24 protein-coding genes are annotated in these 23,024 nt (G+C 61.4%); 19 read left to right on the top strand and 5 right to left on the bottom strand.

Annotated elements, in window-relative coordinates:
- The first annotated feature begins 147 nt into the window (after positions 1 to 147).
- From secY to rplQ, 6 genes are all read left to right on the top strand, one after another.
- Complete coding sequence (gene secY, locus NKI08_RS24970; RefSeq protein ID WP_352471807.1) at positions 148 to 1,488, top strand: preprotein translocase subunit SecY; 1,341 nt, start codon at positions 148 to 150, stop codon at positions 1,486 to 1,488.
- Positions 1,485 to 2,096 (top strand): adenylate kinase, encoded by a 612-nt coding sequence (locus tag NKI08_RS24965; RefSeq protein ID WP_352471809.1) that lies wholly within the window; start codon positions 1,485 to 1,487, stop codon positions 2,094 to 2,096. The genes secY and NKI08_RS24965 overlap by 4 nt, the downstream gene beginning before the upstream one ends.
- Positions 2,097 to 2,294: 198 nt before the next feature.
- Positions 2,295 to 2,663, top strand: a complete 369-nt coding sequence (gene rpsM / locus NKI08_RS24960) for a 30S ribosomal protein S13 (RefSeq protein ID WP_006205445.1) — start codon at positions 2,295 to 2,297, stop codon at positions 2,661 to 2,663.
- A 139-nt stretch (positions 2,664 to 2,802) separates the two neighbouring features.
- Positions 2,803 to 3,192 carry a 30S ribosomal protein S11 gene (gene rpsK, locus NKI08_RS24955; RefSeq protein ID WP_006205444.1) on the top strand — a complete coding sequence of 130 codons (390 nt, stop codon included), beginning with the start codon at positions 2,803 to 2,805 and terminating at the stop codon, positions 3,190 to 3,192.
- Between the two features lie 104 nt (positions 3,193 to 3,296).
- Positions 3,297 to 4,307 carry a DNA-directed RNA polymerase subunit alpha gene (locus NKI08_RS24950; protein WP_023675128.1) on the top strand — a complete coding sequence of 337 codons (1,011 nt, stop codon included), beginning with the start codon at positions 3,297 to 3,299 and terminating at the stop codon, positions 4,305 to 4,307.
- A gap of 115 nt (positions 4,308 to 4,422) precedes the next feature.
- Positions 4,423 to 4,854: a 50S ribosomal protein L17 gene (rplQ, locus tag NKI08_RS24945; protein ID WP_023675127.1), complete on the top strand. Its 432-nt coding sequence runs from the start codon at positions 4,423 to 4,425 to the stop codon at positions 4,852 to 4,854.
- A gap of 22 nt (positions 4,855 to 4,876) precedes the next feature.
- Here rplQ and NKI08_RS24940 read toward each other — a convergent pair whose 3' ends face one another.
- Together NKI08_RS24940 and NKI08_RS24935 are read right to left on the bottom strand one after the other, a co-directional pair.
- Positions 4,877 to 5,320 (bottom strand): hypothetical protein, encoded by a 444-nt coding sequence (locus NKI08_RS24940; RefSeq protein ID WP_352772935.1) that lies wholly within the window; start codon positions 5,318 to 5,320, stop codon positions 4,877 to 4,879.
- A 20-nt stretch (positions 5,321 to 5,340) separates the two neighbouring features.
- Positions 5,341 to 5,544 (bottom strand): hypothetical protein, encoded by a 204-nt coding sequence (locus NKI08_RS24935; RefSeq protein ID WP_352772932.1) that lies wholly within the window; start codon positions 5,542 to 5,544, stop codon positions 5,341 to 5,343.
- A 132-nt stretch (positions 5,545 to 5,676) separates the two neighbouring features.
- Here NKI08_RS24935 and NKI08_RS24930 point away from each other — a divergent pair, with 132 nt between their 5' ends.
- From NKI08_RS24930 to NKI08_RS24885, 10 genes are all read left to right on the top strand, one after another.
- Entirely contained in the window at positions 5,677 to 7,164 is a 1,488-nt protein-coding gene (locus tag NKI08_RS24930) for a DegQ family serine endoprotease (protein WP_352502954.1), read from the top strand.
- Between the two features lie 43 nt (positions 7,165 to 7,207).
- The gene (locus NKI08_RS24925) at positions 7,208 to 8,518 is read left to right on the top strand and encodes a replication-associated recombination protein A (RefSeq protein ID WP_352469154.1); all 1,311 of its coding nucleotides are present in this window, start codon (positions 7,208 to 7,210) and stop codon (positions 8,516 to 8,518) included.
- 136 nt (positions 8,519 to 8,654) lie between these two features.
- Positions 8,655 to 9,485, top strand: coding sequence for an aspartyl/asparaginyl beta-hydroxylase domain-containing protein (locus NKI08_RS24920; protein ID WP_352772929.1), 831 nt, complete (start codon positions 8,655 to 8,657; stop codon positions 9,483 to 9,485).
- Positions 9,486 to 9,516: 31 nt separating this feature from the next.
- Positions 9,517 to 9,903, top strand: a complete 387-nt coding sequence (crcB, locus tag NKI08_RS24915; RefSeq protein ID WP_352772927.1) for a fluoride efflux transporter CrcB — start codon at positions 9,517 to 9,519, stop codon at positions 9,901 to 9,903.
- Positions 9,904 to 10,028: 125 nt separating this feature from the next.
- On the top strand, positions 10,029 to 10,400 hold the full coding sequence (locus NKI08_RS24910; protein ID WP_352772957.1) for a CrcB family protein: 372 nt from the start codon (positions 10,029 to 10,031) through the stop codon (positions 10,398 to 10,400).
- A complete protein-coding gene (locus tag NKI08_RS24905) occupies positions 10,397 to 10,735 on the top strand; it encodes a DUF190 domain-containing protein (protein ID WP_352772924.1) in 339 nt (112 codons plus the stop codon). The genes NKI08_RS24910 and NKI08_RS24905 overlap by 4 nt, the downstream gene beginning before the upstream one ends.
- Positions 10,736 to 10,797: 62 nt before the next feature.
- Entirely contained in the window at positions 10,798 to 11,778 is a 981-nt protein-coding gene (locus NKI08_RS24900) for an RluA family pseudouridine synthase (protein WP_352451037.1), read from the top strand.
- Positions 11,779 to 11,846: 68 nt separating this feature from the next.
- Positions 11,847 to 12,704 carry a DMT family transporter gene (locus NKI08_RS24895; RefSeq protein WP_502899664.1) on the top strand — a complete coding sequence of 286 codons (858 nt, stop codon included), beginning with the start codon at positions 11,847 to 11,849 and terminating at the stop codon, positions 12,702 to 12,704.
- Positions 12,705 to 12,706: 2 nt separating this feature from the next.
- Positions 12,707 to 13,498, top strand: a complete 792-nt coding sequence (locus tag NKI08_RS24890; RefSeq protein ID WP_352471818.1) for an ATP12 family chaperone protein — start codon at positions 12,707 to 12,709, stop codon at positions 13,496 to 13,498.
- 187 nt (positions 13,499 to 13,685) lie between these two features.
- Complete coding sequence (locus NKI08_RS24885) at positions 13,686 to 15,575, top strand: MFS transporter (RefSeq protein ID WP_352502951.1); 1,890 nt, start codon at positions 13,686 to 13,688, stop codon at positions 15,573 to 15,575.
- 86 nt (positions 15,576 to 15,661) lie between these two features.
- On the opposite strand, the gene NKI08_RS24880 is transcribed toward NKI08_RS24885, so the two are convergent.
- Positions 15,662 to 15,856 carry a DUF2735 domain-containing protein gene (locus NKI08_RS24880; protein WP_352772917.1) on the bottom strand — a complete coding sequence of 65 codons (195 nt, stop codon included), beginning with the start codon at positions 15,854 to 15,856 and terminating at the stop codon, positions 15,662 to 15,664.
- A gap of 319 nt (positions 15,857 to 16,175) precedes the next feature.
- Between NKI08_RS24880 and NKI08_RS24875 the strand changes: the two genes are divergently transcribed.
- Positions 16,176 to 17,216, top strand: a complete 1,041-nt coding sequence (locus NKI08_RS24875) for a glutamine synthetase beta-grasp domain-containing protein (RefSeq protein WP_254817165.1) — start codon at positions 16,176 to 16,178, stop codon at positions 17,214 to 17,216.
- Positions 17,217 to 17,330: 114 nt separating this feature from the next.
- Here the strand turns inward: NKI08_RS24875 and glnA are convergent, their stop codons facing one another.
- Entirely contained in the window at positions 17,331 to 18,740 is a 1,410-nt protein-coding gene (gene glnA, locus NKI08_RS24870; RefSeq protein WP_352772914.1) for a type I glutamate--ammonia ligase, read from the bottom strand.
- 54 nt (positions 18,741 to 18,794) lie between these two features.
- Positions 18,795 to 19,133, bottom strand: coding sequence for a P-II family nitrogen regulator (locus NKI08_RS24865; RefSeq protein WP_019857988.1), 339 nt, complete (start codon positions 19,131 to 19,133; stop codon positions 18,795 to 18,797).
- Positions 19,134 to 19,491: 358 nt separating this feature from the next.
- Here NKI08_RS24865 and NKI08_RS24860 point away from each other — a divergent pair, with 358 nt between their 5' ends.
- Both NKI08_RS24860 and NKI08_RS24855 read left to right on the top strand, forming a co-directional pair.
- Positions 19,492 to 21,021: an NAD(P)H-hydrate dehydratase gene (locus NKI08_RS24860; protein WP_352772911.1), complete on the top strand. Its 1,530-nt coding sequence runs from the start codon at positions 19,492 to 19,494 to the stop codon at positions 21,019 to 21,021.
- Positions 21,018 to 23,021 carry a hypothetical protein gene (locus NKI08_RS24855; RefSeq protein ID WP_352772908.1) on the top strand — a complete coding sequence of 668 codons (2,004 nt, stop codon included), beginning with the start codon at positions 21,018 to 21,020 and terminating at the stop codon, positions 23,019 to 23,021. Before NKI08_RS24860 ends, NKI08_RS24855 begins: the two co-directional genes overlap by 4 nt.
- The last annotated feature ends 3 nt before the right edge of the window (positions 23,022 to 23,024 follow it).

Raw genomic sequence — 23,024 nt, 5'->3', positions numbered from 1 at the left:
CTGCGGTCGTGCTTTGATCCGACAGATGTGACGGCCGCATCAACGCGGCCGCTTGCATGTTTGCAGTCCGGAGCTTATCTCGTGAGTTTCGGTGACACGCGCCGCCTGAGCTGCGGGCATCGAGCGTGACCAAGCGGAGAATCAGGCATGGCTTCGGCTGCTGAACAACTAGCCTCGAATCTGAATTTTTCGGCCTTCGCCAAGGCCGAGGATCTGAAGAAGCGCATCTGGTTCACCATCGGCGCGCTGCTCGTCTACCGTCTTGGCACCTATATCCCGCTGCCCGGCATCAATCCGGACGCCTTTGCCCACGCCTTCTCGTCGCAGAGCAAGGGCGTGCTTGGCATGTTCAATATGTTTGCAGGCGGTGCCGTGCAGCGCATGGCGATCTTTGCCCTCGGCATCATGCCCTATATCTCCGCCTCCATCATCATGCAGCTGATGACCTCGGTCATTCCGTCGCTGGAAGCGCTGAAGAAGGAAGGCGAGCAGGGCCGCAAGATTATCAACCAGTATACGCGCTACGGGACCGTGCTTCTGGCGCTGGTCCAGGCCTACGGCATTTCGGTCGGGCTCGAGGGCGGAAACGGCATCGTCAACGATCCCGGCATCTTTTTCCGCATCTCGACCGTCGTCACGCTGGTCGGCGGCACCATGTTCCTGATGTGGCTCGGCGAGCAGATCACCGCCCGCGGCATCGGCAACGGCATTTCGCTGATCATCTTCTCCGGCATTGTCGCCGGCCTGCCGCGCGCCATCTCCGGTACCTTGGAGCTAGGCCGCACCGGAGCGCTGTCGACCGGCCTGATCCTGGCGATCATCGTGCTCGCCATTATCGTTATCGGCCTGATCGTCTTTTTCGAGCGCGCCCAGCGCCGCCTGCTGATTCAGTACCCCAAGCGCCAGGTCGGCAATCGCATGTTCCAGGGCGATACCTCGCATCTGCCGCTGAAGCTCAACACATCCGGCGTCATTCCGCCGATCTTCGCTTCGTCGCTATTGCTGCTGCCGGCGACCGTCGCCGGTTTCTCGCAGACAACGAACATGCCCGCTTGGGCCAGCACCATCCTGGCGTCGCTCGGTCATGGCCAGCCGCTCTACATGGCCTTCTACGCGGCGATGATCGTGTTCTTCGCCTTCTTCTACACGGCGATCGTCTTCAACCCGAAGGACACCGCGGACCAATTGAAGAAGCATTCGGGCTTCATCCCGGGCTATCGCCCGGGCGAGCGTACCGCGGATTATATTGACTATGTGCTCACCCGCATCACAGTCGTCGGCGCCATCTATCTGGTGCTGGTGTGTCTGCTGCCCGAGTTCCTGATTTCAGCGACTGGCGTACCGTTCTACCTTGGTGGCACTTCGCTCCTGATCGTGGTCAGTGTAACGCTCGATACGGTGGCGCAGATTCAGGGTCACCTGATCGCGCACCAGTATGAGGGCCTGATCAAGAAGTCGAAGCTGCGCGGGGGGAAAAAGGCCAGATGAGGTTGATATTGCTTGGACCGCCGGGGGCGGGCAAGGGGACACAAGCACTGAGACTGGTAGAACGACACGGCATCCCACAGCTTTCCACGGGGGACATGCTGCGTGCTGCTGTCCAGGCCGGCACCGAAGTCGGCAAGCGCGCCAAAGCGGTGATGGACGCTGGCGAACTGGTGTCCGACGCTATCGTCAACGCCATCGTAGCAGAGCGCATCGATCAAGCTGATTGCGCAAACGGCTTCATCCTTGACGGGTATCCCCGAACTCTGGTGCAAGCGGACGCCGTTGAGGAAATGCTGTCGGATCGCGGACTGGAGCTAGACGCGGTCATCGAATTTGTCGTCGACGACAAGGCGCTGGTTGGCCGAATCGTCAAGCGAGCCGAAGAAGCCAAGGCCGCAGGCCTGCCGGTGCGCAAAGACGACAGTCCAGCGGTGTTCGAAGAACGCTTGAGGGAATATTACAAGAAAACCTCGCCGCTGATCGGCTACTACTACGCCAAGGGTAAACTCAGGGGCGTCGATGGCATGGCCGACATCGATGCGGTGACGCAGCAGATCGAGGCGGTGCTCAGGGCGACGACCCGGCGGGTTGGCCAGGCGGCCGGCTAGAGAATCGAACGATTGCGCTTGACTGGAGCGGTCCGCTGGGGTATGGCGGCCCGTCTTCCTATCAGGCATGAGGCTTGCTTGTCCGCAAGGGCAAGGCAGGCCGCTTTGAACTGGAAACTCCCGCAAGGGCCGGCCTCCACCGGACGCGGGGCAACTTGAAGCGCCGGCTCGCCCGGCCTATATGGAGAAGAGAAGAACATGGCTCGTATAGCCGGCGTCAACATTCCGACCAACAAGCGCGTTGTCATTGCGCTTCAATACATTCATGGCATTGGCAAGAAGTTCGCCCAGGAGATCGTCGACAAGGTCGGCATCCCGGCCGAGCGCCGCGTCAACCAACTGACCGACGCGGAAGTGCTGCAGATCCGCGAGACCATCGACCGCGACTACCAGGTCGAGGGCGACCTGCGCCGCGAAGTGTCGATGAACATCAAGCGGCTCATGGACCTCGGCTGCTACCGCGGCCTGCGTCACCGTCGCTCGCTGCCGGTTCGTGGCCAGCGCACGCACACCAATGCGCGCACCCGTAAGGGCCCGGCCAAGTCGATTGCCGGAAAGAAGAAGTAATTTAGGGCAGTAAGGGGGTAGGGCAGTAAGGCAATAGGGGCGGCAGACATACTGCCCTACTGCCATATTCCCCTACTGCCTTCTCCCTGGTGGAGCCGCTGGCATTACGGCGGTGTAGAGATCAACTGAAAGGACTATCATGGCCAAGGAAGCCGCTCGTGTTCGCCGTCGCGAACGCAAGAATATCTCGTCGGGCGTTGCCCACGTCAATTCGACCTTCAACAACACGATGATCACCATCACCGACGCACAGGGCAATTCGATTGCCTGGTCGTCGGCCGGAGCACAAGGCTTCAAGGGATCGCGCAAGTCGACCCCTTTCGCTGCCCAGATGGCTGCCGAAGATGTTGCCAAGAAGGCTCAGGAACACGGCATGCGCATGCTCGAGGTCGAGGTCTGTGGACCCGGCTCCGGTCGTGAATCGGCGTTGCGCGCACTGCAGGCAGCAGGGTTCACCATCACCTCGATCCGTGATGTGACGCCGATCCCGCACAACGGCTGCCGTCCGCGCAAGAAGCGCCGCGTCTAAAGAATTTACCGAACGCCGCGCGAGCGCCTCAAGGGCGCTCCTCCACGGCATTCCAGGTCGCCCGCCACGATTGGATGGTGGCGGGACAACGGAAGGAAAGCACTATGATCCAGAAAAATTGGCAAGAACTGATCAAGCCGAACAAGATCGAGTTCTCGTCGAAGAAGAAGACGCTGACCACGCTGGTCGCCGAGCCGCTCGAGCGCGGCTTCGGCCTCACCCTAGGCAACGCGCTGCGCCGGGTGCTTCTGTCTTCGCTGCGTGGCGCGGCTGTAACCGCCGTGCAGATCGACGGCGTTCTGCATGAATTCTCGTCCATCGCCGGCGTCCGCGAGGACGTGACCGACATCGTTTTGAACATCAAGGAAATCGCCATCCGCATGGAAGGCGACGGCCCCAAGCGCATGGTCGTCCGCAAGCAGGGACCGGGCGCGGTTCTCGCCGGCGACATCCAGACGGTCGGCGACGTCGAGATCCTCAATCCCGACCACGTCATCTGCACGCTGGACGAAGGCGCTGAAATCCGCATGGAATTCACCGTCGATACCGGCAAGGGCTATGTGCCGGCCGACCGTAACCGCGCCGAGGACGCGCCGATCGGGCTGATCCCCGTCGACAGCCTGTATTCGCCGGTCAAGAAGGTCTCCTACAAGGTCGAGAACACCCGCGAGGGCCAGGTTCTCGACTATGACAAGCTGACCATGACCATCGAGACCGACGGTTCGATTTCGGGCGAGGACGCGGTGGCCTTCGCCGCTCGCATCCTGCAGGACCAGCTCGGCCTATTCGTCAATTTCGACGAGCCGCAGAAGGAAGTCGCCGCCGAACAGGTTACCGAGCTTGCCTTCAACCCGGCGCTGCTCAAGAAGGTCGACGAACTCGAGCTTTCGGTGCGTTCGGCCAACTGCCTGAAGAACGACAACATCGTCTATATTGGCGACCTGATCCAGAAGACCGAAGCCGAGATGCTGCGCACCCCGAACTTCGGCCGCAAATCGCTGAACGAGATCAAGGAAGTCCTGGCGGCGATGGGCCTTCATCTCGGCATGGAAGTACCGGACTGGCCGCCGGAAAACATCGAAGACCTCGCCAAGCGTTACGAAGATCAATATTAAGCATGATCCCGAACCGAAGGTCAGCGCAGCAAAAAGTTGCAGACTTTCGGACAAGATCATGCGGCTAACCAACTGAGGCTCAGGCCTCTTGAAACCGCAATGAAGGAGAAGAGCCATGCGCCACGGATTTAAAGGCCGCCGGTTCGCCCGCAGCATAAGCCATCGCAAGTCGATGTTTGCCAACCTTGCCGTGTCGCTTATCGAGCACGAGCAGATCCTCACCACGCTGCCGAAGGCGAAGGATTTGCGTCCGATCGTCGAAAAGCTGGTGACGCTCGGCAAGCGCGGCGACCTGCACGCCCGCCGCCAGGTTATTGCCCAGATCGGCAATGAAGGCGTCGTCAAGCGCCTGTTCGATACCATCGCGCCGCGCTACGCCACCCGCAACGGCGGCTATCTGCGCATCATGAAGGCCGGCTTCCGCCACGGTGACAATGCCGCAATGGCCGTCATCGAATTCGTCGACCGCGACACCTCTGCCAAGGGCGCCGGCGATCGCGCCCGCATCGAGGCCGAAGGCACCGAAGAGGAAGCCGCAGCCGCATAAGGCTTGGTTTTTCTGAGTGAGTTTAAGGGGCCTGCGGCCCCTTTTTCATTGGGGCGGCTACCTCTTGCCGAGCAAAGTTGAGGTAGTTTCTTCCGCTTATTGACTTCCAATCAATCGCCTTTGTTATTTGCTCGATTGCGGGATGCGAATAGGAATAAACACTGTCGATCTCCGTTCGGTGATCGATATCGCTTATCAATTGGGACACAGTCACGCCGTTCAGATATTTTTCGGCGTCCCGATCTTCGATGAAGTCGGTATCAACGCGGAAATAAATCTGGATCGGACCCGCGCAGATGTTCAGGTCGATGTCGTTCCTCGATGCGATGTAGAAGACCATAGCTTCTTCTGGTGTCCACAGGCCCGCGTTCAGGAATTCCGATGGCTTTGTTCTGCTGTCGAACCCATCCATTGAAAGAGCAAATTGGTCGGTTATGCGCTCGGTCTTGCCGCGGATGGCATGCACATGTTCGATCTGAAACCAATTCAGATCGTAAGGCGGCTCGTTATCAAAGGAAGCTTCGAGCTGACCATATATCCAATAGACGGGAATCGTCTCGGCATACTTGGTGATCCAATCATCGGCGCGCCGAACGCTTCGGCAATTTCGATCATTTTCATGCCGGGGATAACAGGCCCCAAAGTGCCGGTCACCAAAAAATCACGGAATGAAACGAGCTGTTTTTTCATTTGCCGACACGGCTTTCCGGTTTCACCTCGACCTATAACCGCTTTGCCGCCCAAAATAATCGGATTTCAGCGGCTTAGCCTTTCATTTTGCACAATCGTCAGGACAATGGCGCCCGACTTGGAGGATTCGGAATGCGCGTTAAACGGCTGTCCCTTGTTCTGATCTGCGCCTTGATGGCGCTGGCCATCGTGCCGGCGGCCAGGCACGCGCTGGCGGAGGAGAACAAGCCAGACCCCGGTTTGTCCGACGTGCTGACGGATCTATTGCATGGCGTCGAAGGCGAAAACGCCACTTCCGGCCCCGACAAGCGCGTGCCGTTCGGCCGCGAGGAGGTGCAACTGTCCTTCGCGCCGCTGGTCAAGCAGACAGCGCCGGCCGTGGTCAATGTCTACGCCTCGCAAACCGCCAAGGTGACGTCGCCCTTCGACGGCGATCCGTTCTTCGAGGAGTTCTTCGGCCGCTCGCAGCCGCGCGCGCAGTCTTCGCTCGGTTCGGGGGTGCTGGTCGATCCCACCGGCGTCGTGGTCACCAATTTCCACGTCGTCAAGAACGCCGACCAGGTCAAGGTAGCGACCGCCGACGGGCGCGAATTCGACAGCAAGGTGCTGCTCAAGGATGAGACGCTCGACCTCGCCGTGCTCAAGATTTCTTCTGACAAGCCGTTCCCGGTGATCGCTATCGGCGATTCCGACGCGCTCGAGGTCGGCGATCTGGTGCTGGCGATCGGCAATCCGTTCGGTGTCGGCCAGACCACCACCAGCGGCATCATTTCGGCCGTGGCGCGCAGCCATATCGGCGTCTCCGATTCCAGCTTCTTCATCCAGACCGACGCCGCCATCAACCCCGGCAATTCCGGTGGCGCGCTGGTCAACATGGGAGGGCAGCTGATCGGCATCAACACGGCGATCTATAGCCGTAGCGGCGGCTCGATCGGCATCGGCTTTGCCATCCCTTCGAACATGGTCCGCGCTTTCGCCGATGCGGCCAAGGCCGGGCTCGACTTCTTCGAGCGGCCGTATGCAGGTGCCGAGTTCGAGGCGGTGACGCCGCAGATTGCCGAATCGCTCGGCATTGACAAACCGACCGGTGCGCTGGTTTCTTCGGTCGAAGAGGCGGGACCTGCGGCCAAGGCAGGGCTCAAGCCTGGCGACGTGGTGCTGTCGCTCAACGGCAAGCCGGTCGAGAGCGTCGGGGCGCTGGACTACCGCATGGCGACGCTGTCGATTGGTACGAATGCCAGCTTCGGCGTCCTGAGCAAGGGTCAGCAGGCGACGATGGACATCGCCCTGGAACGACCGCCCGAAGGCGCCAAGGCTGCGGAGCTCACATTGCGCGGGCGTAGCCCGTTTTCGGGTGCCAAAGTCGCTGAACTGTCGCCACGGCTTGCCCAACGGCTCGGTCTGCGCACCGATGTCAAAGGCGTCACCGTGGTCGACATCAACCGCGATTCGCCCGCTGCCGATTTTGGCTTCCAGCCAGGGGACATCGTGCGTGAGGTCAATGGCCTGACGATCGACAAGGCGGCGACCTTGGAGCAGGTAGCCCAGCAGGATACGCGCTGGTGGCGCTTTACCGTCGAGCGCGGCGGGCAGATACTGCGCCAGGTGTTGCGTTACTGAGCCCGACCGTCAGCATGATCGGACTCCAGGCAGAAGAAGTTGCATGGCCGATCTGTTCAGTGTCGACGAACCGGAAAAGACGCCGCCCGGCAGGCCGCTGGCGGACCGTCTGCGCCCGAAGAACCTTGGCGAGGTCGTCGGCCAGGAGCATCTGACCGGACCCGACGGCGCGCTGACGCGGCTGATCGGTTCCGGCTCGCTCGGCTCGATGATCTTCTGGGGCCCGCCCGGCACTGGCAAGACCACGGTCGCACGGCTGCTTGCCGGCGAGACAAGCCTCGCCTTCGAACAGATATCGGCGGTGTTTTCCGGCGTTGCCGACCTGAAGAAAGTGTTCGAGGCAGCGAAGCTGCGCCGCTCGAACGGCCGCCAGACACTGCTGTTCGTCGACGAGATCCATCGCTTCAACCGCGCCCAGCAGGACAGTTTTCTGCCCGTGATGGAAGACGGCACCGTCGTGCTGGTCGGCGCCACCACGGAGAACCCGTCCTTCGAGCTTAACGCCGCGCTGTTGTCGCGCGCGCGTGTGCTGGTCTTTCACTCGCTCGGCGAGGACAGCATCGCCAAGCTGCTGGCGCGGGCCGAGGAGGCAGAGGGCAGGGCGCTGCCGCTCGATGATGAGGCACGGGCGATGCTCATCCGCATGAGCGATGGCGACGGCCGCGCGGCATTGACGCTCGCCGAAGAGGTCTGGCGCGCAGCGAAATCAAAGGAGGTGTTCGGTGCCGAAGCTCTGCAGCGCATCGTCCAGCGCCGCGCGCCGATCTACGACAAGGGACAGGACGGCCACTACAATTTGATCTCCGCCTTGCACAAATCGGTGCGCGGCTCCGACCCCGACGCGGCACTCTACTATCTGGCCCGCATGTTCGACGCCGGCGAAGATCCGCTTTATCTCGGGCGCCGGTTGGTGCGCATGGCGATGGAGGATATCGGGCTGGCCGACCCGCAGGCGCTCGTCGTCGCTAACGCCGCCAAGGACGCCTATGACTATCTGGGCTCGCCCGAGGGCGAACTGGCCTTCGCCGAGGCGACCGTCTATCTCGCCACCGCGCCGAAATCCAATGCAGTCTATACCGCGTTCAAGGCCGCCACACAGGCGGCGAAGGAATTCGGTTCGCTGCTGCCGCCCAAGCACATTCTCAATGCGCCGACCAAGCTGATGAAACAGGAAGATTACGGCGCCGGCTATCGCTACGACCACGACGAGCCCGACGCTTTTTCCGGCCAGGACTATTTTCCGGAGAAGATGGGAAGGCAGACATTCTACGACCCGCCCGAGCGCGGCTTCGAGCGCGATATCAGGAAGCGGCTTGATTATTGGGCGAAGCTGCGCAGCGAGCGGGAAAAGTAGCTGCCAGTCGCACACTGGTGTGATCGCCGTTGTCTGGCGGGATAAAAAACCCTATCAAGGTGCGCCTTCGGCCGGCGGACAGGCCAGAAACGTACCGACGATATTCAGAACGGAATCGCGCCTGGCGCGTGGAAAAATGACAAAAAGAACTCGCAAGACCCTCCGGAAATTCGCCATAGCGATCCCGCTGCTGGCGCTCGGCTTCTATTTCATTCCCATCCTGACGACAATTTTCATTGTCCTCGGCCTGATCGACGTGTTGCGCAACGACAACAAGAGCTGGGCCCTGTTCAGTGGTTATTTCCTCGGCAACGGCATCTTCACCTGGCTGCTTTCGCCCTTCAATCTGCTGGTCGATCTGCTGTGCTACAGAAACCGCGGTGTCTGGAAACTGGACCAGTTTCCTCCGGACTATCAGCGTGAGGTCAACGAGGTTCTCGACGTCTTCAAAGCGCGCAAGGACGAGATCATCGCCGATATCGACGCCAATTTCGGCAGCGGCCGGCGCGGCATGTATGTCTACCAGTGGTATGGCAAGCACAAAATCGACAACGTTGCCGAATTCAACAAGGATTTCAAATACATCAAGACCATCGCCGTGTCGGTGTTCAGGGGCAGGGAATCGACCTCCTGGCATTTCGGACCGCTGCGGCTCAGCCTGCGCATTCTCTACAATCTTCTCCCGGTGAAGGCCGAGGTTTTCGTCGAGTGCAACAACGCCAGGAACTACTGGCACGACAATCCGCTCTATATTTTCGACGACACGCTGCTGCACCGATCGGTCAACGAATATGATGGGCGCCGCTACTGCGTGTTCATGGACATCATCCGGCCATCGCCATTTCCCGGCCTGATTGCCGCTCTTCTCGCCATCGTTTCGGTCAGCGTCGAGCGCATCAATGCCATGTTCTACAAGAACTGGAAGATGATCGGCTCCAGCAAGCCGAAGAAGGCCGGAGCCGCCTGACACCATGGTGTGACCGGCGCGAGGGAGCACGATGTATCATCTGTTGCTTGTCTGCCTTGGTGGCGCGATCGGTGCAATGGCCCGCTTCTTCCTGTCCGGCTTCGTCGCCCGCCGGGTCGGCGAGACCTTTCCCTGGGGCACTATGGCCGTCAATGTCTCGGGAGCGTTTGCAATCGGCGTCGTTGCGCATGCGGTGGCGCGCGACGGCATGCCCGCCATCTGGGCCTTTACCGTTACCGGCGGCCTCGGCTGCTATACCACGGTTTCTTCCTTCAGCCTGCAGACGCTGGCGCTGGCGCGCGAGGGCGAATGGCGGCGCGCCGGCGGAAATGTGCTGCTTTCGGTTTTTCTGAACCTCGGCGGCGTGACGCTGGGCTTTGCCGCCGGAAGTCTTCTGATTGGCAGCGGGGCGCGGTGAGCGGCCCGCGGAAGCTCCGCCACGACGGGACGGACACTGCCGCGGCAGGGCGTGCGGCGCGCCTCATTGGCCGTCGCAGAACCAACGAAACGGTTCGGCTCTATGCGACCGTGGCCGCAGGCAGCATGATCGGCGGTGTGTTGCGGGCGCTTGCCTCATCGACGAGCACTGTCCTGTGGGGCGCTGGATTTCCCTTCGGCACGCTCCTCGTCAATATTGTTGGCTCGTTCCTCATCGGCTTCTACGCGACATTGACGGGACCGGATGGTCGCGTCTTCGCCGGTCCGCTGCAACGTCAATTCTTCATGGCCGGCTTCTGCGGCGGCCTGACGACCTTCTCCGCTTTCAGCCTTGAAACACTCATCCTCGCGCAAGGGGGGAGGTTTGTGGCGGCGGGACTCAATATCGCGATTTCCGTGGTGGCCTGGCTTGCCGCCGTCTGGCTTGGCCACATCTTTGCAGTTCGGCTCAACCGGCTGAGAGGGTCCAGGCAATGAAGATACCAACACAGGCACAATTGCTGCGCATCTTTATCGGCGAAAACGACAGGGCAGATGGCCGTCCGCTGTATGAGGTTATTGTGCTGAGGGCCCGCGAAATGCAGATAGCCGGCGCGACCGTCCTGCGCGGCGCGATGGGGTTCGGCCATTCCAGCCGGCTTCACACCACGAAGATCCTCCGCCTATCGGAGGATCTGCCACTCATCATCGAGATCGTCGATGACGAGGAAAAATTGGCCGCTTTCCTGCCCGTGCTTGAAACAATCATGACAAGTGGTTTGATTACGCTGGAGAAAGTTCAGGTTCTGCAATATGGAACCGACAACGAATAAGCGAGTGAGATTGCGGGTACCGGCGAATGCCGTTGCATGCCTGCAAAACGGCGATTGGAATCATGGCAGGCGTTGAACAGATCACAGTGGACGCCGGCGAGGCGGGCATGCGGCTCGATCGCTGGTTCAAGAGCCATTTCCCCGGTCTCGGTTTCGGTCATCTGCAGAAGCTGCTGCGTTCCGGCCAGATCCGCGTCGACGGCGGCAGGGTGAAGGCCGACACCCGCGTCGAAGCCGGCCAGACGGTGCGTGTGCCGCCGCTCGAAGTGGACAAGAAAGGCGAAAGCCCGCTCACCGGTCATTCGATCCGCAACCAGGGCGACGCCGACGTTTTGGCAAAGATGCTGATCCATGAGGACCCGAAGGTCTTCGTCTTCAACAAGCCGGCCGGCCTGGCAGTGCAGGGCGGCTCGGGCGTCACCCGCAATGTCGACGACATGCTGGAAGCCTGGCGCAACCAGAAGGGCGAGAAGCCGCGCCTGGTGCACCGGCTCGACCGCGATACGTCGGGCGTGCTGGTTGTCGCCCGTACAAGGCTCGCCGCCATGAAGCTCGCCGAAGCGTTCCGGGCGCGTGAGACGAAGAAAACCTACTGGGCGCTGGTCAAGGGCGTGCCGCCGAAGCGCGAGGACAAGATCTCGACCTGGTTGATCAAGGAACCGACGCCCGACGGCGATCGTGTGCGCATAGCCAAGCACGGCGAAAAGGGCGCCGATCACGCCGTGTCCTATTACCGCATAGTCGAGCAGGCGGCGCAGACGCTGTCCTGGCTGGAAATGGAACCCTACACCGGGCGCACCCACCAGCTTCGCGTCCATGCCGCCCATATCGGTTGCCCGATCATCGGCGACCCCAAATATTTCGAGGCCGACACCAATTGGGATTTTCCAGGCGGCATGCAGAACCGGCTGCATCTGCACGCGCGCCGCATCGTTATCCCGCATCCCGACAAGGGCTTTGTCGACGTCACCGCACCGATGCCGCCGCATATGCGCCAGAGCTGGAACCTGCTCGGTTTCGACGAGCAGAGTGCCGAGGACTAGCGCTGGTGGGCGTCGCCACAGAAACCCTCGACCGCCGTGACGCGGTCGATCTGGCGGCAGCCGCCATCATGGTTGGGCTGACTTTTTCCTGGGGGCTGAACTACGTCGCCGCCAAGATCTCCTATGCCGGCTACGATCCCGTTTTCCTGTCGATCGCCCGCTCGGTGATCGGCGGCTTGTGTGTTTTCGGCTGGTGCCGCTGGCGCGGCATTGCGCTGTTCACGCCCGACAAGACCCTCGTCGCCGGCATTCTGGCCGGCGCGCTTTTCGGTTTCGAGTTCCTGTTTCTCTATGTCGGGCTCGAGCACACCACTGTCGTGCGCAACACTTTGCTGGTCAACACCATGCCGTTCTGGATGCTGGTCGGCGGTCATTTCCTGCTGGGCGAAAGCATCACGGTACGCAAGCTCGTTGGTCTTCTGCTCGCTTTCGCCGGACTGATCGCGGTGTTTTCAGATAAACTGAGCGCCAATGGCGGCGCAACATTGGGCGGCGATTTGCTCAGTCTCGGTGCCGGCATTCTGTGGGCCGTGACCAATATCGTCATCAAGCGGTCGCAGCTGGTGACGGCCAGCGCCGAAAAGCTGCTGCTCTATCAGCTGGCCGGGGCCGCCGTCATCGGCATTTTGGTGATGCCTTTTGCCGGGCCGCCGGTCCGCAGCTTTGCCGTTCTGCCGACCTTGGCGCTGTTGTTCCAGGCCGTCTACGTCGTCGCCTTCACCTATGTGCTGTGGTTCTGGCTGCTGCGGCGCTACCCTGCATCTGGACCGTCGAGCTTCACTTTCCTGTCGCCGGTATTTGGTGTGCTGTGCGGCGCCGTGTTCTTGAACGAGCCGCTGACCGTTCGTATCTTCCTGGCACTCGCCCTGATCGCCGCCGGACTCATCATCGTCAACCGGCCGGCCCGAAAACAAAGTCCCGGATGAGCATGCGCGATATATTGAACGACCTCGAAGCTGGAAAGCAGCTCTCCGATCCGGACCCGGTGCGTCGCGCCCAGATCCAGATGAAGACGCCGCTGCCGAAGCGCTTCTACAAGACCGTCGCGGTAGCACCGGTCGAAGACGGTTTTGCCGTCCATCTCGATGGCAAGCCCGTCCGCACGCCGGCTAAGGCGCTGCTGGCGCTGCCGACCGAAAAGGCGGCTGCTCTCGTCGCCGAGGAATTCGCCGCACAGGAGGAGACCATCAACCCGGTGACGATGCCGGTGATGCGTCTGGTCAATACGGCGATCGATGGCGTCGCCAGTGATCCCCAGGCCGTGCTGGAGGACATCCTGCGCTTTGCCTCGTCCGATCTGCTCTGCTACCGCGCCGATGCGCCCCAAGGACTCGTCGACCGGCAGAACGAGCATTGGGATCCGGTCATCGACTGGGTGCGCAGCGCTCTCGGCGCCCGGTTCCATCTTGCCGAAGGCGTGATCCATGTCGAACAGCCGCGCGAGAGTATCGCGCTGCTTGGCCAGCATCTTGCCCAACCTGCCGATCCGCTGCGCCTTGCCGCCATCCACGTCATGACGTCGCTGACCGGATCGGCGCTGCTGGCGCTGGCCGTCGACTTCGGCGAGCTCGACGGCGAGGCGGCCTGGGCTGCCGGTCATGTCGACGAGGACTGGCAGGCCGAGCAATGGGGCCATGATGCCGAGGCCGTCGCGCACCGCGCGGCCCGCAAGCGCGATATGATGGCGGCAGTCACGCTGCTCGAAGCTCTCAAAGGCTGACCGCACCGTCGTTTCTATTTCGCACTGCACATTAGACCAAAGTCATAATCCCAAAGACGGTCTGCCTCTGGACGGCGCTTTCTGTCATTTTTTGTACTGGTGGCTGCACTGAGTCTGCGTTCCGAGGAAACGCGGACGATGACGCGCAGCATCGAGGACTGACGGAATCACACGGGAGGATACGCTCATGGCAATGGCATCGACCGCCGGCAAAACAAGCCGCGGCATGACGCGCGAGGAGAAGAAGGTCATCTTCGCTTCCTCGCTCGGCACCGTTTTCGAATGGTACGATTTTTATCTCTACGGCTCGCTGGCAGTGTTCATTGGTTCGACTTTTTTCAGTCCAACCATTCCGGAAGCGACGCGCAATATTTTCGCGCTGCTGGCGTTTGCCGCTGGCTTCCTCGTGCGCCCGTTCGGCGCATTGCTGTTCGGCCGCATCGGCGACCTTGTCGGCCGTAAATACACTTTCCTTGTCACCATGACGATCATGGGCCTGTCGACCTTCCTGGTCGGCTTGCTGCCTGGCTATGCGACTTTGGGCATCGCCGCTCCCGTGATCCTGATCATCTTGCGCATGTTGCAAGGCCTGGCGCTCGGTGGCGAGTATGGCGGTGCCGCCACCTATGTCGCCGAGCATGCACCCGACGATCGCCGCGGCTACTACACGTCGTGGATACAGACGACGGCAACGCTCGGCCTGTTCCTGTCGCTGATCGTCATACTGATCGTCCAGGGGTCGATGACCAAGGAAACCTATGCCGCCTGGGGCTGGCGCATTCCGTTCATCGTTTCCTTCCTCCTCCTCGGCATTTCGATCTGGATCCGGCTGTCGCTTTCTGAATCGCCGACCTTCCAGCGCATGAAGGACGAAGGCAAAGGCTCCAAGGCGCCGCTGTCAGAAGCCTTCGGTCAGTGGAAGAACGCCAAGATCGCGCTGCTGGCGCTGCTCGGCCTCACGGCCGGTCAGGCCGTAGTTTGGTACAATGGCCAGTTCTACGCGCTGTTCTTCTTGCAGAACGTGCTCAAGGTCGATCCGCAATCGGTCAACATCATGATCGCGATTGCTCTGGCTGTTGGCTCGATCTTCTTCGTCGTGTTCGGCTGGCTCTCCGACAAGATCGGCCGCAAGCCGATTATCATGGCCGGCCTTGCACTGGCGATCGTCTGCACCTTCCCGTTGTTCAAGGCGCTGACCTGGGCAGCCAACCCGGCGCTCGCCACAGCGCAGCAGAACACCCGTGCGACGGTGACCGCGGCACCGGGAGACTGCAAGTTCCAGTTCAACCCGGTGGGCACGGCGAAGTTCACCACGTCCTGCGATATCGCCACCTCGTTTCTGACCAAGAACTCGGTGCCTTATGACGTAGTGGCCACGGCAGCGCCCGGCACTGCTGCGTCGGTCAAAATCGGCAACGAGACGGTTGAGTCGTATGACGCCACCGCAGCCGGCGATCAAGCCAAGGCCAAGGACGCTGTTTTCGCCAAGGCGGTAAACACGGCGCTTCAGGACGGCGGCTATCCGCTGAAACGGGCAGCGGCGAAGGTGCCGGATCAGAAGCTCGAAGCCTTCATCGCGGCCAATCCCGAACTGAAGCTCGATGCGGCCGCGATCCGCGCCGGCGAGAAGGCGATGGTTCCGACCGACCAGGCGGTCAAGGACAAGCTGCTGACTGCAGATGAGGCTGCGGGAGCTCCCGAGGTCACCGTCTACACCGTACCGGGCGGCGGTCCCTTCGCCATGTTCGCCGACCCGGCGGCGGTCAACTGGCCGATGACGATCGGTATCCTGCTCATCCTCGTGATCTTCGTCACGATGGTCTACGGGCCGATCGCCGCGATCCTGGTCGAGATGTTCCCGACCCGCATCCGCTACACCGGCATGTCGCTGCCCTACCATATCGGCAATGGCTGGTTCGGCGGGCTGCTGCCGGCGACGGTGTTCGCGCTCAGCGCCTACAAGGGCGATATCTACTACGGACTCTGGTACCCGGTGGTGATCGCGGCGATGTCGCTGATCATCGGCATGATCTTTGTCAGGGATACGCTCGGAACGGACCTGCACACCAAACAGTAAGCCGGCCTGTCCGGTTCAAAGCAAAGCCCGGCGCGAGTGATCGCGCCGGGCTTTTCCAATCTATCGAGTGCATGGAGGGGAAGGGCTTAGCTCTTCCGATCCTGGCTCGCTTCCTCGATCGCTGCTTCATGATACCAGGCACTTCCGAAATCCGTTCGGTTGCGCAACGAAGCAAGTTCTGCCGCGAACTTAGCCTTTCCGCTTAAATTTGAGGCAGAAGCGCGCGCTGCCACCGGGAACACCAGGATTTTGGCCGACTGACGAGTGGAAGTGATTTCCATTGTCGGTTTCCTTTCTTCGACAGAACCTTGCCGATTCAACCTTTCCCCAACATAGGTTCAGCAACCGAAATAGGCAACGTGATTACGAAAAGATCAGTACTTGCACATTATTTGTGCAAAATGTGCTTGTGGATGATCCGAACGCAGCATGACGGCGGACCAGCGATTTTGGGCGGATACAACCTCTCTTTTGCCGCATCCATCGCCGGCGAGAATGGCACACGAATTGCATTTTAGTAATCCGGCAGGTCGGCTGCTGGATAGGCCGGCTCGCCCCGGCGCCATCCAGGGTTCGGTGATCAAGCAACGAGAGGCTAGAATGACGAAATACAAGCTCGAGTACATTTGGCTCGATGGATACACCCCGGTTCCCAATCTTCGCGGAAAGACGCAGGTCAAGGACTATGCCGAGTTTCCGACGCTCGACCAGCTTCCGCTGTGGGGCTTCGACGGTTCTTCGACCATGCAGGCCGAGGGCCACAGCTCCGATTGCGTTCTGAAGCCGGTCGCCGTCTACCCGGATCCGGCCCGCACCAATGGCGCGCTCGTTATGTGCGAGGTCATGATGCCCGATGGCGTGACGCCGCATGCCTCCAATAAGCGCGCCACCATCCTCGACGACGAGGGCGCCTGGTTCGGCTTCGAGCAGGAATATTTCTTCTACAAGGACGGCCGTCCGCTCGGCTTCCCCGAGAGTGGCTATCCGGCGCCGCAAGGCCCGTACTACACCGGCGTCGGCTACAGCAATGTCGGCTCCGTCGCTAGGCAGATCGTCGAGGAGCATCTTGACCTTTGCCTTGCCGCCGGCATCAACCATGAAGGCATCAACGCCGAGGTGGCCAAAGGCCAGTGGGAATTCCAGATCTTCGGCAAGGGCTCCAAGAAGGCCGCCGACCAGATGTGGATGGCGCGCTATTTGTTGCAGCGCCTGACCGAGAAGTACGGCATCGATATCGAATATCATTGCAAGCCGCTCGGCGACACCGACTGGAACGGCTCCGGCATGCATGCCAACTTCTCGACCGCCTATATGCGCGAAGTCGGCGGCAAGGGCTATTTCGAGGCGCTGATGGCAGCCTTCGACAAAAACCTGATGGATCACATCGCCGTCTATGGGCCGGACAACGACAAGCGTTTGACCGGCAAGCACGAGACCGCGCCCTGGAACAGGTTCAGCTACGGCATCGCCGACCGCGGCGCCTCGATCCGCGTGCCGCATTCCTTTATCAATAACGGCTACAAGGGCTATCTCGAGGATCGCCGCCCGAACTCGCAGGGTGACCCCTACCAGATCGCCTCGCAGATATTGAAGACGATCGCCTCCGTCCCTACCAGCGCCGAAGTTTCGGCCGCGGCTTGAGCATTCGTCCCGGCGTAGACCTCAGGTCTGCGCCGTGACTTTCTCTCCGATCGCATCGCAATAAAAACCCCGGCGTCTCCTCCGGGGTTTTTTTGTTGGCTGCAACGATCTGGATCAGACCGAATAGTACATATCGTATTCGACCGGATGCGGCGTCATTTCGAAGCGCATCACCTCGGCCATCTTGAGCTCGATATAGCTGTCGATCTGGTCGTCGTCGAAGACGCCGCCGGCCTTAAGGAAGCCGCGGTCCTTGTCGAGGCTCTGCAAAGCCTCGCGCAGCGAGCCGCAGACGGTCGGGATTTTCTTCAATTCCTTCGGCGGCAGGTCGTAGAGATCCTTGTCCATCGGCTGTCCCGGGTGGATCTTGTTTTTGATGCCGTCGAGGCCGGCCATCAGCAGGGCGGCGAAGGCGAGATAGGGGTTGGCGCCCGGATCGGGGAAGCGGACCTCGACGCGCTTGGCCTTCGGTGACGAGCCGAACGGAATGCGGCACGAGGCCGAGCGGTTGCGTGCCGAATAGGCGAGCAGCACCGGCGCTTCATAGCCCGGCACCAGGCGCTTGTAGGAGTTGGTGAGCGGGTTGGTGAAGGCGTTGATCGCCTTCGCATGCTTGATGATGCCACCGATGTAGAACAGGCAGCTCTCAGACAGGCCGGCATATTCGTTGCCGGCGAAAGTCGGCTTGCCTTCCTTCCAGATCGACTGGTGGACATGCATGCCCGAGCCATTGTCGCCGAACACCGGCTTCGGCATGAAGGTGGCCGTCTTGCCATACGCATTGGCGACCTGGTGCACGACATATTTGTAGATCAGCATCTTGTCGGCGTTGCGGACCAGCGTGTCGAACTTGATGCCGAGCTCGTGCTGTGCGGCGGCCACTTCGTGGTGGTGCTTTTCGACGCGCACGCCCATCTCGGCGAGCACGGTGAGCATTTCCGAGCGCATGTCCTGCGCCGAATCGACCGGCGGCACCGGGAAATAACCGCCCTTGATGCGCGGCCGGTGACCGAGGTTGCCGGTCTCGTAGTCGGTATCGTCATTGGACGGCAGTTCGGTCGAATCCAGCCTGAAGCCGGTGTTGTAGGGGTCGGCCTTATACTTGACATCGTCGAAGACGAAGAACTCGGCTTCCGGGCCGACGAAGATCTGGTCGCCGATGCCTTCGGCCTTCATGTAGGCCTCGGCTTTTTTTGCGGTGCCGCGCGGGTCGCGATTGTAGGACTCCCCGGAGATCGGATCGAGGATGTCGCACAGGATGACCATGGTCGACTGCGCGAAGAACGGGTCCATATGCACCGTATCGGAATCCGGCATCAGCACCATGTCGGACTCGTTGATCGCCTTCCAGCCAGCGATCGAGGAACCATCGAACATGACGCCATCGGCAAACATGTCTTCCTCGACCTCGACGACATCCATCGTAACGTGCTGCAGTTTGCCCTTCGGATCGGTGAAGCGCAGATCGACGAACTTAACGTCGTTGTCCTTGATCTGCTTCATGATGTCTTTGGCTGTCGTCATGTCCCTGCTTCCCTATGTGATGACGTTTTGAACATGGCCTTTTAACGGGAAAATTCAGACGGCGTCCATGCCGGTTTCCCCGGTGCGGATGCGCACCACTTCCTCGATGTTGGAGACGAAGATCTTGCCGTCGCCGATACGGCCAGTCTGGGCCGCCTTGCGGATGGCTTCGATCGCTGCTTCGACCGCATCGTCGCCGAGCACGACTTCGATTTTCACCTTCGGCAGGAAGTCGACGACATATTCGGCGCCGCGATAAAGCTCGGTATGGCCCTTCTGGCGGCCAAACCCTTTGGCCTCGGTAACGGTGATACCTTGCAGGCCGGCCTCCTGAAGCGCTTCCTTCACTTCGTCTAGCTTGAATGGCTTGATGATCGCTTCGATCTTTTTCATGTAAAAAGTGGCCTCCACTGCCAAAAAAGACGGGTTGTGAGCCCCGCTTGCGCCTCAATCAAGCACGAACTGTGCCAATTGATGGGGTGCCGGGTGGGCTCACATGATTTGGATACCATGCTACGCGGGAATGTACATTCGCGTCATTCTCCGCGTCGGATGCGCCATGAGCGCCACGAGCCTAAACAACGCCGGTCCCCTCGTCCGCACAAAAAATGGGCAGATCGGATATTTCATGGGCAGCTGCGGACCTGCGACTCGTCGCTCCGGGCATTGCCGGTGTGTTTCATAACCTTCGTAGTTTGCGTCGGATCAAAAACTGGACAATGCTTCGGCAGATGATGTGCATGTCGCCCGCATGAGCCACGAACTTCTTTCTCCGTCCGAAATGGCCGAGGCCGACCGGCTGGCGATTGCCGCTGGTCCATTCGACGGCATCGGCCTGATGCGCAATGCCGGCGCTGCGGTTGCTGCCGTGGTGCTCAAGCGCTACCCGAAAGCAACGCGCGTCCATGTGCTTTGCGGCCCCGGCAACAATGGCGGCGACGGCTATGTCGTGGCGCGCATCCTTCGGGAGAGCGCCGTCGATGTCTCTGTGTGGGCGTCCGGATCGCCCAAACGCGGCCGTGATGCGGCACTCGCTGCCTCGGAATGCCCGATTGAAGCTCGGCCGCTGTCGGATTTCGTTGCCGAGATGGGCTCGGTCGTGGTTGACGCGGTCTATGGGGCGGGGCTGTCCAAGCCGCTGTCCGGCGACGCCGCCAAGGTGATCGACATTGCGGCGGAATTGAATTTGCCGGTTGTCGCGGTCGACCTGCCGTCGGGCGTTTCAGGCGAGAGCGGCAATGTGTTAGGAAAGGCCTTCCGGGCCCGGACCACGGTGACCTTCGCGCGAAAAAAGCCAGGCCATCTTTTGTTGCCGGGGCGCGAGCTGTGCGGCGAAATCGTGCTCGCTGATATCGGCATAAGCGACAGTGTTGTTGCGCAGCTTGAACCACGAACATTCGAGAACATTCCGGCGCTCTGGCTTGGCCGCTTTCCGGTTCCGGCCGTCGACGCCCATAAGTATAAACGCGGCCATGTCGGCGTCTTTTCCGGCGGGCCGTCGGCGACGGGTGCTGCGCGGCTGTCGGCGCTTGCCGCGGCTAGGAGCGGGGCAGGGGCCGTCACCTTGCTGTCGCCGGCGAACGCCATCCATGTGAACGCGGCGCATCTGACCTCGATCATGCTGCGCAAGCTAGACACTGTCGCGGATGTGGACGAATTCGTCGGCAGCCGCCGGCCATCGGCCTTCGTGCTCGGCCCAGGATTTGGCATTGGTGAGAAGACGCGCGAATTCGCCCTGGCCGTGCTGAATGGCGCTCGTGGGCAAGACGGTGGGATCGACGGACTGGTGCTCGACGCCGACGGCGTCACCTCGTTTCGCGACGCGACGGATGCCCTGTTCGAAGCCGCCAGCCGGCCGAGCGCGCCGGCTCTGGTGATGACGCCGCATGACGGCGAATTCGTCAGGCTTTTTTCAGATATCGCCGAGGACAAGGACCTGTCCAAACTGGCCAAGGCACGCGCCGCAGCCGAACGGGCCAACGCCACTCTCGTCTACAAGGGTGCCGACACTGTGATTGCGGCCCCCGATGGCCGGGCAGCGATCAACGACAATGGCGCGCCTTGGCTGGCCACCGCCGGTTCGGGCGACGTGCTGTCGGGTATCATCGCCGCGCTGCTGGCGCAGGGCATGCCGGCCTTTGAAGCGGCCTGTGCGGCAGTCTGGATCCATGCCGAGGCCGGCAGCCGTTTCGGACCGGGGCTGATCGCCGAGGACCTGCCGCTGGCGCTGGTGCCGGTCCTGCGCGAGCTCGTTGAAAGCCGCGGGAAGGCTGCCGAATGAACCGCCTGATTGCGCTGCTCGTTGCGATCATTAGTGCCATATCCATGGCGCAGGCCGCGAACGCCGGAACTCCGCTGACCATCGTCGACGACCCGGCCGTTCTCGCCCAGCTTGACGCCAAGGGCTTTGGCCTCGCCGGCATTTTCGGCGTCGATGGCAAGGGCGATTTGAAGACGCTTTACGACAAGGCGCCGGCCTATCACGCGATCGTCGAAACGATTGCGAGCGACGTCGCGGCATTGCGGGCCGAGATGAAGGCCGGCGGCCGGCCGCTTTACGAAGTGACCGACGGCAATGTTGGCCGCGTCATGGACATGCGCTGGCTGAGGACCGAGGCCGCACGCTTCCGCCTTGTCGGCGTGGTCAACCGGCTCGACCGGCGCGACTTCGCCGCGTTGCAAGGCGACACGAGTTGCGGCGAAGTGCGCTTCATCTATCGCCTCGCCTACAGCTTCAAGAAGAACGGCAAGGTTTTGGCCTCGCGCCTGCCGTTTAATTTCAGTGCCGTCTACGATGCCGAGCCCGATGTCGACGGCGGTTGTGTCGGCGTCGCGGGACGCTGGGCACCACAACTCGACGAGAGCGTCGATGCCGGCTGGCTGACCGGTGGGCCGCTGGAAAGGACGGCGCTCACCTTCAAGCAGCTCGAGCTCAATGCGCAAGTGGTGCGCTTCCCCTCCGGCCAGGAGACCGAATTCGGCGGGCAGGCTGCCTATCTCATGCGAATTTTCGGCATCGATGGCGTAGCTGCCAGCGAAATGCCGCTGGAAAACACGCCCGATGCGGCACGCCTTGCCGAAGACGCCGCGCTGAAAGCAAGACTTGCGGACTATGTCCGCACCAGCGTCGCGGCGGTCGATCTCGGCGTCTACCAAATCCCCGATGAATTCTTGGCAAGGAAGGTCATTTCGTGGTCGACCTTCGGCAGTGCAAGGCAGGCCAACCACCCGTTCACGCCACTGTTCCAGCCCGCGGATTTCGCTGGTGTCGATTTCTCCGCGCTGAAGCTGGTGCGCACGCCGGAGGCACTGGTCGAGCGGCTGGACAACGGCGCCTGCCAGGGCTGCCATCAGGCGGGCTCGACCGCCGGCTTCCATTTCATCGGCCTCGATGACAAGACGACCTCGCCGCTCAACCGCATCGAGGTCGGCATCTCGCCGCATCTCCACGCTGACATCCCGCGCCGCGTCGCCTGGCTGCACGCGACTGCCGACGGCAAGGAACCGAATCGCTTCCGCCCGCTGTCCTTCGCGCCGCCGGCGACATGGAACGATGCCGGCGAAATTGCCTATTCGCCGGCCGAAATGGCGATGCCGTGCTTCATGCCGGAAGATGCGGCCCGCTTCGGCGCGACATGGCAGTGCGGCGGCGGCACGGTCTGCACGCAGCTGGCGACCGCGTCCGGCGTACGCACCAAGCTGGCGCAATGCCTGTTGCCCAAGGACAGCGAAGACATGTTTTCCGGCCACCCCTGTTTAACGGGATCCATCGCCAGCAACCCGGCACAGCCTTTCAATGACCACTATACCATCACCAGTCAGTTCGCCGCGTTCGCACCAAGCATTTCGCGCGCCGCCTACACCTGCCGACCGCCGAAGATCGGTGTGCCGGCGGGTATCGCCTATCGCGGCTGCGACGACCGGGATCGCAGCTTTGCCGCCTTCAAGACGGGCAAGCCGATGCCCAACGAGATCTGCGGGCTGGTCGGCGGCAAGAAATTCGACACCTGCGTGGCGACCAATAATTTCGACCAGTGCCTGGGCGGCGCCGTCAATCGCGGCAATCGTCCTGCCTGCTCGGCCGACCATTTCTGCCGCGAGGATTACATGTGCCAGTCGCTGCCGCCCGACATTCCCGGTATCGGCAAAGTGAAGGGCATCGGCTTCTGCTCGCCGACTTATTTTATCTTCCAGATGCGCATCGACAATCACGCCATGCCGTGGTCGGGCGTTGTCCGCGCGACGAGGGGGGCCGGGTTCGGAGCGGCGGAAGCGGAATAGCCT

The sequence above is a fragment of the Mesorhizobium sp. M0768 genome (genome assembly GCF_040320195.1).
Classification (GTDB): domain Bacteria; phylum Pseudomonadota; class Alphaproteobacteria; order Rhizobiales; family Rhizobiaceae; genus Mesorhizobium.
This window is presented reverse-complemented; position numbering and strand designations above follow the sequence as displayed.

Excerpts from the sequence above, each read along its gene's own strand:
- NKI08_RS24855 (WP_352772908.1), top strand. The coding sequence starts at position 21,018 with ATGAACCGCCTGATTGCGCTGCTCGTTGCGATCATTAGTGCCATATCC.
- NKI08_RS24965 (WP_352471809.1), top strand. The coding sequence starts at position 1,485 with ATGAGGTTGATATTGCTTGGACCGCCGGGGGCGGGCAAGGGGACACAA.
- NKI08_RS24875 (WP_254817165.1), top strand. The coding sequence starts at position 16,176 with ATGACGAAATACAAGCTCGAGTACATTTGGCTCGATGGATACACCCCG.
- rpsM (WP_006205445.1), top strand. The coding sequence starts at position 2,295 with ATGGCTCGTATAGCCGGCGTCAACATTCCGACCAACAAGCGCGTTGTC.
- glnA (WP_352772914.1), bottom strand. The coding sequence starts at position 18,740 with ATGACGACAGCCAAAGACATCATGAAGCAGATCAAGGACAACGACGTT.
- NKI08_RS24865 (WP_019857988.1), bottom strand. The coding sequence starts at position 19,133 with ATGAAAAAGATCGAAGCGATCATCAAGCCATTCAAGCTAGACGAAGTG.
- NKI08_RS24885 (WP_352502951.1), top strand. The coding sequence starts at position 13,686 with ATGGCAATGGCATCGACCGCCGGCAAAACAAGCCGCGGCATGACGCGC.
- NKI08_RS24880 (WP_352772917.1), bottom strand. The coding sequence starts at position 15,856 with ATGGAAATCACTTCCACTCGTCAGTCGGCCAAAATCCTGGTGTTCCCG.
- crcB (WP_352772927.1), top strand. The coding sequence starts at position 9,517 with ATGTATCATCTGTTGCTTGTCTGCCTTGGTGGCGCGATCGGTGCAATG.
- NKI08_RS24935 (WP_352772932.1), bottom strand. The coding sequence starts at position 5,544 with ATGAAAAAACAGCTCGTTTCATTCCGTGATTTTTTGGTGACCGGCACT.
- NKI08_RS24860 (WP_352772911.1), top strand. The coding sequence starts at position 19,492 with ATGAGCCACGAACTTCTTTCTCCGTCCGAAATGGCCGAGGCCGACCGG.
- NKI08_RS24925 (WP_352469154.1), top strand. The coding sequence starts at position 7,208 with ATGGCCGATCTGTTCAGTGTCGACGAACCGGAAAAGACGCCGCCCGGC.
- NKI08_RS24950 (WP_023675128.1), top strand. The coding sequence starts at position 3,297 with ATGATCCAGAAAAATTGGCAAGAACTGATCAAGCCGAACAAGATCGAG.
- rplQ (WP_023675127.1), top strand. The coding sequence starts at position 4,423 with ATGCGCCACGGATTTAAAGGCCGCCGGTTCGCCCGCAGCATAAGCCAT.
- NKI08_RS24890 (WP_352471818.1), top strand. The coding sequence starts at position 12,707 with ATGCGCGATATATTGAACGACCTCGAAGCTGGAAAGCAGCTCTCCGAT.
- rpsK (WP_006205444.1), top strand. The coding sequence starts at position 2,803 with ATGGCCAAGGAAGCCGCTCGTGTTCGCCGTCGCGAACGCAAGAATATC.
- NKI08_RS24930 (WP_352502954.1), top strand. The coding sequence starts at position 5,677 with ATGCGCGTTAAACGGCTGTCCCTTGTTCTGATCTGCGCCTTGATGGCG.
- NKI08_RS24920 (WP_352772929.1), top strand. The coding sequence starts at position 8,655 with ATGACAAAAAGAACTCGCAAGACCCTCCGGAAATTCGCCATAGCGATC.
- NKI08_RS24900 (WP_352451037.1), top strand. The coding sequence starts at position 10,798 with ATGGCAGGCGTTGAACAGATCACAGTGGACGCCGGCGAGGCGGGCATG.
- NKI08_RS24905 (WP_352772924.1), top strand. The coding sequence starts at position 10,397 with ATGAAGATACCAACACAGGCACAATTGCTGCGCATCTTTATCGGCGAA.
- NKI08_RS24895 (WP_502899664.1), top strand. The coding sequence starts at position 11,847 with ATGGTTGGGCTGACTTTTTCCTGGGGGCTGAACTACGTCGCCGCCAAG.
- secY (WP_352471807.1), top strand. The coding sequence starts at position 148 with ATGGCTTCGGCTGCTGAACAACTAGCCTCGAATCTGAATTTTTCGGCC.
- NKI08_RS24910 (WP_352772957.1), top strand. The coding sequence starts at position 10,029 with ATGATCGGCGGTGTGTTGCGGGCGCTTGCCTCATCGACGAGCACTGTC.